This is a genomic window from Vibrio salilacus, from assembly GCF_002811245.1.
In the GTDB taxonomy this organism is placed as follows: Bacteria; Pseudomonadota; Gammaproteobacteria; order Enterobacterales; family Vibrionaceae; genus Vibrio; species Vibrio salilacus.
In genome coordinates this window covers 107943-120524 of record NZ_NIVQ01000006.1, presented here as the reverse complement: position 1 = coordinate 120524, position 12582 = coordinate 107943, and the positions used below count along the sequence as shown (strand labels likewise).

Annotated in this window: 13 protein-coding genes; 7 read left to right on the top strand and 6 right to left on the bottom strand. The window is 43.8% G+C overall.

Annotated elements, in window-relative coordinates:
- Nucleotides 1-32: 32 nt before the first annotated feature.
- Both CDZ87_RS06205 and CDZ87_RS06200 read left to right on the top strand, forming a co-directional pair.
- Entirely contained in the window at nucleotides 33-926 is an 894-nt protein-coding gene (locus CDZ87_RS06205) for a DMT family transporter (protein ID WP_100752670.1), read from the top strand.
- Between the two features lie 119 nt (nucleotides 927-1045).
- Nucleotides 1046-1774, top strand: a complete 729-nt coding sequence (locus CDZ87_RS06200; protein WP_100752754.1) for a substrate-binding periplasmic protein — start codon at nucleotides 1046-1048, stop codon at nucleotides 1772-1774.
- A 63-nt stretch (nucleotides 1775-1837) separates the two neighbouring features.
- On the opposite strand, the gene CDZ87_RS06195 is transcribed toward CDZ87_RS06200, so the two are convergent.
- Together CDZ87_RS06195 and nadE are read right to left on the bottom strand one after the other, a co-directional pair.
- Nucleotides 1838-2386 (bottom strand): MSHA operon transcriptional regulator, encoded by a 549-nt coding sequence (locus CDZ87_RS06195; RefSeq protein WP_100752669.1) that lies wholly within the window; start codon nucleotides 2384-2386, stop codon nucleotides 1838-1840.
- A 309-nt stretch (nucleotides 2387-2695) separates the two neighbouring features.
- The gene (nadE, locus tag CDZ87_RS06190; protein ID WP_100752668.1) at nucleotides 2696-3523 is read right to left on the bottom strand and encodes an ammonia-dependent NAD(+) synthetase; all 828 of its coding nucleotides are present in this window, start codon (nucleotides 3521-3523) and stop codon (nucleotides 2696-2698) included.
- Between the two features lie 185 nt (nucleotides 3524-3708).
- Here nadE and CDZ87_RS06185 point away from each other — a divergent pair, with 185 nt between their 5' ends.
- On the top strand, nucleotides 3709-4239 hold the full coding sequence (locus tag CDZ87_RS06185; RefSeq protein ID WP_100752667.1) for a nicotinate-nicotinamide nucleotide adenylyltransferase: 531 nt from the start codon (nucleotides 3709-3711) through the stop codon (nucleotides 4237-4239).
- A 70-nt stretch (nucleotides 4240-4309) separates the two neighbouring features.
- Here the strand turns inward: CDZ87_RS06185 and CDZ87_RS06180 are convergent, their stop codons facing one another.
- Both CDZ87_RS06180 and CDZ87_RS06175 read right to left on the bottom strand, forming a co-directional pair.
- Nucleotides 4310-6157, bottom strand: a complete 1848-nt coding sequence (locus tag CDZ87_RS06180; protein WP_100752666.1) for a putative bifunctional diguanylate cyclase/phosphodiesterase — start codon at nucleotides 6155-6157, stop codon at nucleotides 4310-4312.
- Between the two features lie 118 nt (nucleotides 6158-6275).
- Nucleotides 6276-7160 (bottom strand): LysR family transcriptional regulator, encoded by an 885-nt coding sequence (locus tag CDZ87_RS06175; RefSeq protein WP_100752665.1) that lies wholly within the window; start codon nucleotides 7158-7160, stop codon nucleotides 6276-6278.
- A gap of 111 nt (nucleotides 7161-7271) precedes the next feature.
- On the opposite strand from CDZ87_RS06175, the gene CDZ87_RS06170 reads away from it, so the two are divergent.
- The 3 genes from CDZ87_RS06170 to CDZ87_RS17435 all read left to right on the top strand — a co-directional run bounded on the left by CDZ87_RS06170 (nucleotide 7272) and on the right by CDZ87_RS17435 (nucleotide 9049).
- On the top strand, nucleotides 7272-8450 hold the full coding sequence (locus tag CDZ87_RS06170) for a multidrug effflux MFS transporter (RefSeq protein ID WP_100752664.1): 1179 nt from the start codon (nucleotides 7272-7274) through the stop codon (nucleotides 8448-8450).
- 38 nt (nucleotides 8451-8488) lie between these two features.
- On the top strand, nucleotides 8489-8839 hold the full coding sequence (locus CDZ87_RS06165; RefSeq protein ID WP_100752663.1) for a hypothetical protein: 351 nt from the start codon (nucleotides 8489-8491) through the stop codon (nucleotides 8837-8839).
- A 75-nt stretch (nucleotides 8840-8914) separates the two neighbouring features.
- The gene (locus CDZ87_RS17435) at nucleotides 8915-9049 is read left to right on the top strand and encodes a hypothetical protein (RefSeq protein ID WP_281251951.1); all 135 of its coding nucleotides are present in this window, start codon (nucleotides 8915-8917) and stop codon (nucleotides 9047-9049) included.
- A 134-nt stretch (nucleotides 9050-9183) separates the two neighbouring features.
- On the opposite strand, the gene CDZ87_RS06160 is transcribed toward CDZ87_RS17435, so the two are convergent.
- Together CDZ87_RS06160 and CDZ87_RS06155 are read right to left on the bottom strand one after the other, a co-directional pair.
- Entirely contained in the window at nucleotides 9184-9783 is a 600-nt protein-coding gene (locus CDZ87_RS06160) for a glutaredoxin domain-containing protein (RefSeq protein ID WP_100752662.1), read from the bottom strand.
- 57 nt (nucleotides 9784-9840) lie between these two features.
- The gene (locus CDZ87_RS06155; protein WP_100752661.1) at nucleotides 9841-10725 is read right to left on the bottom strand and encodes a DMT family transporter; all 885 of its coding nucleotides are present in this window, start codon (nucleotides 10723-10725) and stop codon (nucleotides 9841-9843) included.
- 173 nt (nucleotides 10726-10898) lie between these two features.
- Here CDZ87_RS06155 and CDZ87_RS06150 point away from each other — a divergent pair, with 173 nt between their 5' ends.
- Nucleotides 10899-12446 (top strand): DUF3369 domain-containing protein, encoded by a 1548-nt coding sequence (locus tag CDZ87_RS06150; protein WP_100752660.1) that lies wholly within the window; start codon nucleotides 10899-10901, stop codon nucleotides 12444-12446.
- Nucleotides 12447-12582: the final 136 nt, after the last annotated feature.

Here is a 12582-nt window from a genome sequence, read left to right as displayed (position 1 = left end):
TGATATCTGATCAAAAAGCCAGAGGAAAGGCGATGTTAGTTCGATTAATTCCTTTTATATTTGTTGTGTTGTGGGCGTCAGGCTTTGTCGGCGCAAGGTTTGGTCTTCAATACGCTGAACCTGCGACCTTGCTTTCGATTCGTATGACCGCCAATGTTGCGCTATTTCTACTGCTTGTTGTCGTACTACGCAGACGAATCCCAACGGGAAAAATGCTATTCCACTGCGCGGTGGTTGGGGTATTAATTCATGGTTTCTATCTTGGGGGTACCTATTTGGCGATTAGTTTCGGTATGCCGGCGGGGTTGAGTTCATTGTTGGTTGGCTTACAACCGATTTTGACCGTGTTGCTATTGGTGAGTTTTACCCAGCATGCCTTTAAGCCATCTCAATGGCTTGGCTTGATGCTTGGCTTTGTCGGCATCAGTTTAGTGTTGATGGGCAAAGTGGACTGGCAGTCAGATCAGCATCGCACCTTAGCGGTCGTGGTGTGCTTGGTCTCTTTGGTTGGTATTACTTTGGGAACCCTATATCAGAAAAAGTACTGCCAAGGTGTCGATATGGTCGGCAGTGCGGCTATTCAATATTTTGCGGCGGGCATGTTGTTCATCCCTTACGCGGTAAGCTTTGAAACCATGCAGGTTGAATGGAACTATTCATTGATTCTAACGTTAGTTTGGTTGGTGGTGGTGCTGTCTTGTGTTGCGATTTTACTTCTTTTATATATGGTTGAGCACGGTGCGTCATCCAGTGTTGCATCTGTGTTTTATCTAGTGCCGCCGACCACGGCGGTGCAAGCGTGGTTAATGTTTGACGAGTCGTTTGATGCTCTTGGTGTGTTCGGTTTTATGTGCGCTGCTGGTGCGGTGTATTTGGTGGCAAAAGCACCACAGGTCGGCCAATTAAAATTACTCTTTAAGCATTAATTTATCATTGTACTTAGAAGTTATGGCTTGATTAAGCTAACTTTAACTGAGACGCTAAATGGAGATGGTCTGTGTTTGTACGTAACTTTATTTGCCAATCGGCCTGCGCTTTGTCGTTGATGTTGTCAATATCATCGGCTGTCGGCGCTGAAAACGACCTTCGAGACGTGGAGTTTTTTACTGAGGCTTACCCTCCAGCCAATTTTATTAAAGATGATCATATAACGGGTTATTCGGTCGATATTTTACTGGCGGCAAGTGCATTGGTAGGAGAGCCTGTTTCTTTGTCGCAAATTTCCTTACAGCCTTGGGCCCGCTCTTATCGCCGAGTGTTAACGCGCCGAAACACGGTTTTATTCTCCACGACGCGTTCCGAGCATCGGTATGCGCTTTTTTATTGGGTTGGCCCTATCGTGGACATCAAAGTGGTTGTCCTTGCGCGTCGAGGAGAGAATATTAAAATAGATAAACCGTTAGATATGGCGAAATACCGCATTGGTGTCATACGTGATGACATCGGTGAGCAGAGCTTGCTGGAACTCGGGGTTCCGCGTGACGCGATGCAAGAAGCTATTGATGTGACGGTGCTGGCTGAACAGCTCCTGAAAAAGCGAATTGATTTATTGGTGTATGCTGAACGTGCAGCTTACTGGTGGGCTCGACAAGCCGGGATAGACACTGATTTATTTGAGCCGGTGTATGTGGTCAAAAAGGGCGATGTCTATTTTGCGGTCAACCAAGATAGTGATCCTGCCGTGGTTGAAAAGCTCCAAAAAGGGTTAGATCTCCTTAAGCAAACTGATCAATCAGGGCGCAGTCGTTACCAAGAAATTCTAGATAAATATTAACGATGAGTGGAATCAAAGGCGCACTGTGCTGCCTTTGATTATTCAGACTTTGGCTCTTTTGACTCAAACTTTAGCTTTTTTAACAAAGTAAGGGTTATCAAATTTATTCGCGCTTCCTAATAGTGAAACAACCAGTTTGTTCCACAAAGTGACATCAAATTCCCCCTTCGGTATGGAAGGGTAGAGTGTATCGGCCTCTTCGTTGGCGTAGCGTATAAATTGTTTTTTCTTAATTTGGTTGTATTTATCTGCGACTCGGTTATGTTTTGAAATCCACTCGCGTTTAAACGCGATTAATCCGGGTTGTGCTTGTTCTATGGGCAAACGAGAAAGGTAAATACGCTTATATGACACCTTACGGTCAAGCATCGTACGCATCGCTGTTTGAATGTATTTACCGTGATTGGTGATCGAAATACTATCTTGATCGAATCGCTGAACACACCAACCAGAAGGAAGAAAGGTAGGTTTGCGATATTGCTTATTACGTACTTCGATTGCCTGATGCATAATCAGATCAGAGGTGCCATTGAAGGTTTGTTGCCATTTACCGATTCGGATCTGGATAGCCGTTGGTAATCGATAAATATTAGTAAACTTATCTTGTTCCATATATGAATACACTATTTTGAGTCGATAGGTTTTAAATCAAGCACTTCAGGCGGACAGAGTTCACCACAGATAGGTAGATTGAGTGCTTAAACCAGCATAGTGTAGTGAAAAGGCTCGCGACTAGCTAGTGATCAATAGCAAGAAATAGTGAATTGTGTGACGGCTTAGCCTTACGTTGAAGAAAGATATCATTAGCCTCATGCGGTCATATGCGTCGCCATTAGTATGGGATGCCACTTTATTTGACTACAACAAACAATAAATTAAGCCCTTATCGAATGATAAGGGCGGAAATAGATCTCACGATAGTTAGTCGTAAATTGTCGGAATTGGCTCGCGCTTATGTTGAGTAAGGGTATAGATGTGGACTAAACGCTCACAGACTTCTGGCGCAACAGGCTTTCCTTCTAAGAAATCATCAATTTGGTCGTAAGTCAGATTAAGAGCCTCTTCATCGGCTTTCTGTGGTGCCAATTCTTCTAGATCTGCGGTAGGTACTTTTTTGACTAAAAGTTCTGGGGCACCTAAGGTTTCAGCAACTTGGCGAACTTGACGTTTGCTTAAGCCAAACAGTGGAGCCATGTCGCAGGCACCATCACCAAACTTGGTGTAAAACCCGGTAATATTCTCTGCCGAATGGTCAGTACCAATGACCAATCCACCGACAAAACCTGCAATCTCATATTGAGCAACCATACGTGCGCGTGCTTTTACGTTACCTTTAACAAAGTCGACTTTTGCGCTGTCTTGAGGTAGCAAGCCTGTACCGTCAAGTGCTATTTGACTTGCTGAGTGAAGCCCATCGACGCCCGGTTTAATATTGACTGACACCGAATGCGTCGGCTGAATAAATTGCAAGGCAAGTTGAGCTTCATCTTCGTCTTTTTGTTGCCCGTAAGGTAGGCGTACAGCAATAAATTGATAACCACCTTCGGTATCTTGATTGAGTTGGTCAACGGCCAATTGAGCTAGCCGACCACAGGTTGTCGAGTCCACACCACCACTGATGCCGAGGACAAGAGATTTACAGCCAGCTTGTTGGAGTTTGCGTTTGATGAAATCCACGCGGCGTGAGATTTCGAATTGAGGGTCAATCGTTGGCAGAACACGCATTTCATCGCGAATCAACTGTTCCATTATGTCTCCTTCCTGCAATCAATATATCTAAAAAACAAAACCAAAAATGGTAATTTTATCAAGTCCACCTCATCTGGGATTCTCAGTGTTGAAGGGGACGTGTTAAACTCACCTTGTCGTATCATACCTTAAACAACGAATTAGAAAACCGTGATCACAGTTTTCATTAATAGTGAATGAGAGAAATGAAAAAAATCGCCGTGTTTGGAAGCGCATTTAATCCGCCAAGTTTAGGTCACAAAAGTGTGATTGAATCATTATCCCATTTCGAGCAGGTTTTGTTATTACCGAGTATTTCTCATGCTTGGGGTAAACAGATGCTTGATTACTCAATACGTTGTCAATTAGTCGATGCTTTCATCGAAGATATGAATCTGCCATACGTCATGCGCAGTGATGTTGAAGAGTGCCTTTATCAGCCGGAGCAAAGTGTTACTACGTTTGCCGTTTTAGAAGCATTAGAGCAGCGTCACCCAGAGGCTGAGCTGACTTTTGTCGTTGGCCCTGACAATTTATTTAACTTTAGTCAGTTTTATCGCTGTGATGAAATCCTGTGTCGTTGGTCTTTACTCAGTTGCCCAGAAAAAGTGGCAATTCGCAGCACGGATATCCGTTCAGCACTGAGTTGCAAGCAAGATGTGAATCATCTAACGACCGAAAATGTCGCACGTCTATTGAGTGAACAAGCGCATTATTATGGATTAGAGTCAGTGTAAAAGGGAAGTCGCGATAACGGTGATGTGATGACGAAGTCTAAACGGTCACTTTCGCTTTAATCTTGTGAGTTTAGCTATTAGAGACTCGTTGTGCTTTGAGGCGGAGTAAATGGCTCTCGATCAGTTGATGGGGTTTCTCTGGACGTGAAAAATAGTAGCCCTGAATCCAAGTACAGCCCATTTGATACAGTTTATCCAACGATACTTTATCTTCAACGCCTTCAGCAACGAGAGTGACCCCCAGTTGCTGCGAAAGCTGCACCATAAGCCACACCAATCGTTCGGCTGTTTCGTTGCTAAGCATATTACGAATAAAACTCGCATCAATTTTTATACAGTCAATCGGGTAACTATGAATGTAATTAAGGCTCGAGTAGCCAGTACCAAAGTCATCCAGTGCAACTTTAAAGCCTAAAAGACGTAGTTTATTCAGTATTTCTTGTACCTCATTTTTCCGTATAAGTAGTACGGTTTCTGTTAGCTCAATGGTGAAATCTTGAGGAGAGAAGTTATAATTCTTTAGGCAATTCATTAAATGCTGAAGGTATCGATTAGAGTTATTAAACTCGTTCGCTGAGCAGTTAACGCTCAACCTAACCCGATGACCTAGACCTTGCTCAAGTTCAAATTTGGCTTTACATGCTAATTCTATGATCCGCTCTCCAAGCTTGACAATCAACCCGGATTGTTCAGCGGCTTCTATGAATTCGACCGGAGAGACATGGCCAAGCGCTTTGCTCTGCCAACGCGCCAAAATCTCATAATAGTCCCATCGATCGTTTTCTTTTTTGACGATAGGTTGAGCGACTACATAAATCTCACAGCTGTTAATATCTCGGCTTAATTCAATACGCAGAGTATCGATGACGAGAGCGCGACGATGGTATTGTGCGCTCAGATGAGTGTCATAGCACTGCACATTGGTGTGCTTGGTCTGTTTACAGTCTTTAAGCGCTAAACTGGCATTGTTGAGAATTTGATCAGCCGAATGTAATTGATCGCTCTTTGTCGCTAGTCCTATACTGACGTTAAACTGAATATTATGGGTGTTGTCCTGATAGCCTTTGTCAAGACGTTGGATGATCTCGTGACAGACCGCAAAGGGATCTCGTGAACGACTGATAAAAGCAAACTCATCCCCGGCGATTCGATAAGCTAACTGTTTGTCTTGAATGGACTCTTTGATGGTGGTGGCAACAAATTTTATAATTTGATCACCAATGTAGTTACCATACAAATCATTGATCGTTTTAAAATTGTCAATATCAAGATAGGCCAGAGTAAATAGTTGTTTATTTTCACTGATCAGTCGTTGAAGGGTATCAGATAGGTAACTGCGGTTGAGTAAACCCGTTAAATTATCGTGAGAAACTTCATAACTGAGTTGGTCGACCAAAGAGTCTGCTCGTGCGGTTAACCACTTCGCTTTCAGATGATGGGTAATAACATTGGCGATCAACTTGTGGTAGTAAGTTAACGATTCAATATCTCGACTTGCGAGTTTGTGCGTATAGGTTGAAATCAGAATACCTAATATCTCGCCATTTTGCGTTTTAAGTGGGATAGCGATGTAAGATTCAATGTCATTGTCGAGAATAAAAGATTCGGTACTATGCCGCTGGCAAGCCCCTTTTTGACAGATAATCGCCTGCTGATTTGATTGGCTAACAAACGTGTACGCTGTGCGACTTAGTGGAGTGGCGTACAGACAACGATTCAATACTTGGTCTGATGCACTGGCAATAAGATTGGATGTCGCGGTAAATTGATCCAACTCTATCACGCAGGTACAAAAAGCCCCTGACGATTGACGTAGCTCATGGGTGGCTTTGTTGAGTAGTTTTAGCCCATCTAAACTCAGAATATCATTAAGGGTCTCAACATTTAATGACAGCTGAATCGACGTTGTCCTAACCATAATGGGTAACTCACTTATTAGTGTGGCTTGGGCCACTTATCCGTTGATTGGGTTACCTAACAAATATGGTATTAGTCACATAGTATTGCAAGCCGAAATCGATCATCCATCGATAGTGTTAGGACTGCTTTTGTTCAAGTCTTTGTTTTAGATAGTTAAGAAAAAGCTGTGTGCGAGTATGCTGGTAGTCAAGTTTAGGGTAATAAGCATAAACAATCGCCTCGTCTGCAGTGATACCCGGCAATACGCGTTTGAGCGCGCCTAATCTAAGATCTTCTTTGATCATGACGTCATTGGTCAGCAGTAATCCCATGCCACTCTTTGCCGCATAAAACAGCGCTTCAGGGTTGGTGGTCGCAAAGTTGCCACTTAAGTTGAGTTTTTGCCCGTTTGTTAGGGTGATTTCACGTTGAGTACGCTCGCCCCATATCAACATATTGTGTTGCGTAAGATCTTCAGGCTGCAAAGGCTGACCAAACTCTTCAATATAACCAGGAGACGCATAAAATCCTGCTCGATGTTCAAATAAAGGGCTGGCTTTGAAGCTAAGTGAGTTGAGTTGTTCAATTTCTCGGCTGATGAAGAGATCCAAGCTTAATGTCGGCAGTTGTCCTGGAGTCGTGGTGATTAACTGAATTCGAATATCGGGGTACATTTGCAAAAAGTCGTTGAGATACTGCACCAGAAACTTCGAACCTACCGCAAGAGTCGCGCCGATTTTGAGTAGTCCGGCTGGGGATTGCGATACCGAGCGGGTCTCGTCGAGGACCGACTGCCAACCATCAATTTGTACTTTGGCTCTTTGGTAGAACAGTGCGCCAGCTTCAGTTTGAGTGACCGAACGCGTGGTACGTTTGAGTAATTGGACACCAATTCTTTCTTCAAGCCAGTGAATGCGTTTACTGATTGCTGAGCTGGTGGTGTTGAGTTTACGTGCTGCGCCATTAAAGCTGCCTTCATCAACAACACGAAGATAGCTCTGAACACTCTGTAACCAATCCATAGATCTTCCTATTGATTCCTCATGGGAATTAATTACTTTCCAAATCGATATATTATCATTTACTAGTGATTAATCTACACTGCTGACATTGGGCTAATTGGGGAGATATGAATGAGAAAAATGCCGATCGTATTGGCGATGATGATAATTGCAACTGGCCAAGTTGGTGTGAGTATTTATCTACCTTCACTTCCTTTGATTAGTCAGACGCTAGAAGCAAGCCAGGCTGATGTGCAACTTTTGGTGACACTATTTTTGGTCGGTTTTGGGGCTTCTCAGCTATTTTATGGTCCACTCTCAGACGCGATTGGTCGTCGTCCGGTATTTATCCTTGGCCAAGGTATTTACCTGCTTGGAACTGTGATCTGTTTGTTATTGTCTCATCATCTTGAATCACTTATTCTCGGTCGATTATTACAAGGCTTAGGGGCGGGAAGTGCGTCTGTCTTGGGGCGCAGTGTGTTGCGTGATAGCTATGATGGAGCGCAACTGACTCGCGCACTATCCTATATATCGGTTACCGCTTCGGTTATGCCTATCCTTGCTCCGGTTATCGGAGGCTGGCTGGCGTTTTATCTTGGCTGGCAGTCGGTATTTATGTTTGTTTTGTGTTATCTAATGGCCATTTTTACTTTAGGTTATTTTGTATTACCTGAAACCATGTCTTACGGTAAATCGCGCTTCAGTTTGCGTCAGGTCGTGTCTAATTACCGTCAATTGATGACCAGCCGACAAGTTCTGACCAGTGCGAGTTACAATTGGGTGAGTTATCTAGCAAGTTTAGTGTCATTGTCGGTGATGCCTTTCTTATTGCAACATGAGCTAGGATTAACCGTTGCGGAATATGGTTCTGTCATGATTATTCCATCAGCTGGTTTGATGATAGGTAGCTTAACCCTCAATGTTCTCACCCGCTATTTATCTTCAAATCAACTGCTTTCTATTGCGATTTCATTGTTGATGCTTGGGGGTGTCTGGTTAGTATTGGCACCAGTAAGCTTGTTCAACTTGGTCGCGCCTTTTACCTTACTTGCTATTGCGCAAGGCTTGTCATTTCCTATCTCGATCAGCTTATTGCTTGAGCCCCATAAACGTCAGGCGGGTGCGGTATCAGCGCTTTCGGGATCAATACAGATGTGTTTAGCCGGAGTGCTCGGTGGCTATTTGGTTGAAAGCTGGGTACACAGTCAGTATGCAATGGGCATTTTTTATCTGCTATGTGCGTGTACGATGGCTACGGTGTTGAGTTTGTCCAAGGCTAATCATAATGTGCAACAAGAGTTGGCTTGACGTACAATACGCGCAATTATCTGCGATAGAGAAGTCTGATGGAATACAATCAATTTGAAGCACTGGTACTGTCACTGTGCGAGCAACAAACCTTACCTCAAGCATTGGTCATACTTAAAACTTGCGATGATCAAGAAGTGGCGCAGGCGGCAGACTCATTAACGGGTCAGTTTGCGCTGGCGGAAACTGAAGGGGCAAGACGTATTTACCATGTTACGTTGCAGGAAAACGAGCAGGGCGAAGAACAAGAGTTTGTTGAGCATGTGATGGATGAAGGCGATGATGTGATTCGTTTCGTTGCTTGGTTCTTTGAAGCTATGTTTGATGTGAAACGTAAAGATACTTACCAAGCAGCGGGTAAAACCTATCAACAAGCTAAGCGTGCTTAATTATAATGTGATCTACGTCTTGATCTTGTCTTGATTGTGATTAAAATCACACTCCTTACTATCGAGGAGAGACTCATGAATCACGAATTAGGCAATGCATATTTAGGTCAAATGATCGCTAGACAAGCCATGCACGATGCGCTTAACGTCAAGCCTAAAGCGAAGAAACCTTCTTTCATTAAACGTATGATGAAAAAAAAGGTGAAGTAATCGCAAGTGTGAACTGGCATTGATGCTTAATGGTAGGACCACGAACCCGCCTATGATTGAGCAGAACAAAGCCTCGCTAAGTTAGCGAGGCTTTGTGTTTTTGGGAGCTTTACTTGGCTATAAAGATGAGTAAATTATAAAGAGACCACATTGTCAGGGACCTTATTAAGTCCTTTCTCTTCAATCCAAGCCGCAAGGTTATCAGCACCACCGATATAATGCCCATCGAGCCAAATTTGCGGCACGGTTACTGGCGTTTTTCCGCCGATAATGGCTTTGACCTCTGGAATCATACGATACAGTGCGGCGCTGTCTTTTACTACATCGTGGTATTGGTACTCTATTCCTGCGTTATCAAGTAATTTTTTCGCTTTAATACAATAAGGGCAGCTTGCTTTACCGTAGACAATATTTCCTTTCAAGGTGTCACGTTTGGTCCACTCGGTAATCACAGATTGAACCAGCACACCGCGATTTAATGCTGCGCCTTGGCTAATGACCTTGCCCTCGACCATTACAATCGGAGCGTGCCAGGATCCGGCTTTTAAAGGCTCCCACCAGTGAGAGAGCCAATCTTTAACCTCCAGATCAACCTCTATGCCAGCCAATTCATTGTCAAACACATCGGTTAGAATGTCTTTGGTCAAGGTGCATTCCCCGCAAGGAATATTGACCTTAAAAGGGCCCCAGCTTCCTGCCCAGCGGTAAAGGGTTAATTTGATTGGATCTGTCATAGGGTTCTCTCCCGTAAATACTATGACTAATTAGAACGAAGTAAGCGGTGATTTCTTTCACTTAGTTGGCTTTTTTGTTTCCCAATGGGTGATGAAGGCGACGGATGCAATGATAATTGCCGCCCCAAGCCACAAGCGGCCAGGTGGTACCCAGCTAAACACCAACCAGCCTGCCAGTACATTCAACGGCAGCTTGGCATGATCGAACGGTTGGACAAAAGAAGCATCTGCCACCGAGTATGCCTTAACAATAGCCCACTGAGCTAAAGCCGTCATCACGCCTGCGACGATTAGTACTAGCCATAGCTGACCTCCGACTGGCGTTTGCCAATCTGGCACAGCAAGTAACAGATTGAAAGGTGTGATCAAAATAAGTAGATAAACCACCATGGTAGAAGGCGAGTCGTCTGAAGAGAGTTTTTTCACCATCAGTGAGTAGCATGCCCAAAAGAATGCGGCACCAACAGGGAGTAGTGTTGCCCAACTAAAATCGCTTGCCCAAGGTTGTAAAATGATCATTGCGCCAAGGAAACCAGTCAAGGTTGCTCCCCAACGGGCAAAACCAACCCTCTCTTTCAAGAATAATCCCGAACCAACCGTGGCGAACAAAGGTGAGGTCATTAGTAGTGCGATACCTTGCCAAATTGGTACTGGATAGGCCAAGGCCCATAACCAAAGTTGAATTCCGATCACCGAAAGAAAGACTCGGAAAACATGCATTCCCAAATGCTGAGTGCGAAGGGAACGGCGAATGCCAAGGGTTTTCAAATAGGGTAAAATGACCACCAAGGCAATGGCGTATTGAATAAGAGCGACGATCGTCGAGGAGAGACCAAAGTTAATGCTAGCAACTTGCGCGAGACTGTTGACGACAGCAAAAGCAAAGCCTGCTGCTAGCATCCAGCTCGCCCCTTGAATAGGGTGATGGTTATGGGAATTCATGTTTTAAAGGGCTGAGGAATATGTAGGCTGAATCATACGTTTTTCTGTTACGAAAATCACCTAACATGTAGTTGTGGTTATCACTTGACTAACTAGATTGTCAAACAGTCGTGAAACAACAATTTTTTTATGCTAAACCTTAAGTATCGTTATAGTTTTAGGAATAGTGGCAAATGGATTTTTTCGCAGATAAAGCAACAGTAGACGATCAGATCAACACTGTACCAATAGAGCCTAATAACTCGGAGTCGCAGTGGGACATTCTACTGGTTGATGATGAACAACAAATGCACCAAGTGACTAAATTAGCGCTTGCTAACTTTGAGTTTGAAGGTAAGCGATTAAATTTATTATCGGCTTTATCTGGCGAAGAGGCCAAACTGATCTGTCGTCAAAATGACAATATTGCTCTTGCTCTGGTCGACGTTGTGATGGAATCTGAAAACGCAGGCCTCGAATTAGTCAAGTTCATTCGTAATGAGCTGGGTAATCAACGGATTCGACTGGTTCTTCGTACTGGCCAAGCGGGCCAAGCACCAGAAGATGTGGTGATACGTGAATATGATATTGATGACTATAAAGAAAAAACGGAACTTACGACTCAAAAACTTAAGACTCTGCTTTATTCTATGCTGCGTAGTTACCGTGATTTATGCCTGATTGAGGAGCAGAAAGAAGGGCTGAGAAAAGTCATTGAAGCTTCCTCATATGTTCAAAATACCGATAGTTTACAAGCATACGCTGAAGCTGTTCTGTCACAAGTGACCTCATTACTCAAATTAGATAAATCGGCTTTTTACTGTCTAGTTCATCCGTTACCTGACGGTGAGGAATCTCGGGCACTAACGCTTGCGGCTACAGGGGATTATGTTGATTGTTATTCAGAATGTGCGTTTGAGCGTCTCCCTAAGCTGGTGGCTGAGCGTTGTCGAGAAACCCTAGCAAAAGCAAAAAGCAATAATTATGGTGATGCGTACGTGTTGTATACTCACGATGCTGATGGTGTGGAATGCTTACTGTATGTCAATGTCAACCGTGACCTTTCTGAGCTAGACAAACACCTACTCGAAATCTATATGCAGAATATTGGCTTAACCTTTGAAAATCTTACTCTGTTAACCGATATCCGTGAAACATCTAAAGAACTGGTCTTTAACCTGGCGAACGCCGTTGAGGCGCGAAGTAAAGAAACGGGAGCACATGTACAACGCGTGGCGTTGATTTGTGAAAAACTAGCCTTGTTATACGGTTTGCCTGAGCAAGAAGCGAAAATGATCAAGTATGCCTCTCCCCTCCATGATATTGGTAAGGTGGCGATTCCCGATAGTATTTTACATAAACCCGGTAAGCTCGATGCTGAAGAATGGGTGATAATGCAAAAACACGTAGAGTATGGCGTTGAAATTCTTAGCCATTCGAAACGTCGTTTGATCAATGTAGCAAAACAAATTGCCGGTACTCATCATGAAAAATGGGATGGCAGCGGTTATCCTAACCAGTTGAGTGGTGAGTTGATTCCAGTCAGCGGGCGTGTTGCCGCGATAGCCGATGTCTTTGATGCTTTAGGGTCTCAACGCTCTTACAAACAACCTTGGACCGACGAAGCGATTAAGCAAGAGTTAGTCGCTCAAAAAGGTAAGCATTTTGAGCCCAAATTGGTCGAACTAATGATAGACCATTGGGATGATTTCATCGCCATTCGAAATTCACTCCCGGATTGATATGACACATGCGTTAGGAGCGCATTCTGATGTTGACGCTAATATCCTCAATAATTGTCCGTATTTATCCTTTCGACACTTAGTTATACTCGCTGCGATTAAAACCCAAAGCTCTGGATTTACGATCCAAGTCGCT

Bases quoted from the DNA above. Each gene is read 5' to 3' on its own strand.
- CDZ87_RS06205 (WP_100752670.1), top strand. From the start codon at position 33: ATGTTAGTTCGATTAATTCCTTTTATATTTGTTGTGTTGTGGGCGTCA.
- CDZ87_RS06200 (WP_100752754.1), top strand. From the start codon at position 1,046: ATGTTGTCAATATCATCGGCTGTCGGCGCTGAAAACGACCTTCGAGAC.
- CDZ87_RS06195 (WP_100752669.1), bottom strand. From the start codon at position 2,386: ATGGAACAAGATAAGTTTACTAATATTTATCGATTACCAACGGCTATC.
- nadE (WP_100752668.1), bottom strand. From the start codon at position 3,523: ATGGAACAGTTGATTCGCGATGAAATGCGTGTTCTGCCAACGATTGAC.
- CDZ87_RS06185 (WP_100752667.1), top strand. From the start codon at position 3,709: ATGAAAAAAATCGCCGTGTTTGGAAGCGCATTTAATCCGCCAAGTTTA.
- CDZ87_RS06180 (WP_100752666.1), bottom strand. From the start codon at position 6,157: ATGGTTAGGACAACGTCGATTCAGCTGTCATTAAATGTTGAGACCCTT.
- CDZ87_RS06175 (WP_100752665.1), bottom strand. From the start codon at position 7,160: ATGGATTGGTTACAGAGTGTTCAGAGCTATCTTCGTGTTGTTGATGAA.
- CDZ87_RS06170 (WP_100752664.1), top strand. From the start codon at position 7,272: ATGAGAAAAATGCCGATCGTATTGGCGATGATGATAATTGCAACTGGC.
- CDZ87_RS06165 (WP_100752663.1), top strand. From the start codon at position 8,489: ATGGAATACAATCAATTTGAAGCACTGGTACTGTCACTGTGCGAGCAA.
- CDZ87_RS17435 (WP_281251951.1), top strand. From the start codon at position 8,915: ATGAATCACGAATTAGGCAATGCATATTTAGGTCAAATGATCGCTAGA.
- CDZ87_RS06160 (WP_100752662.1), bottom strand. From the start codon at position 9,783: ATGACAGATCCAATCAAATTAACCCTTTACCGCTGGGCAGGAAGCTGG.
- CDZ87_RS06155 (WP_100752661.1), bottom strand. From the start codon at position 10,725: ATGAATTCCCATAACCATCACCCTATTCAAGGGGCGAGCTGGATGCTA.
- CDZ87_RS06150 (WP_100752660.1), top strand. From the start codon at position 10,899: ATGGATTTTTTCGCAGATAAAGCAACAGTAGACGATCAGATCAACACT.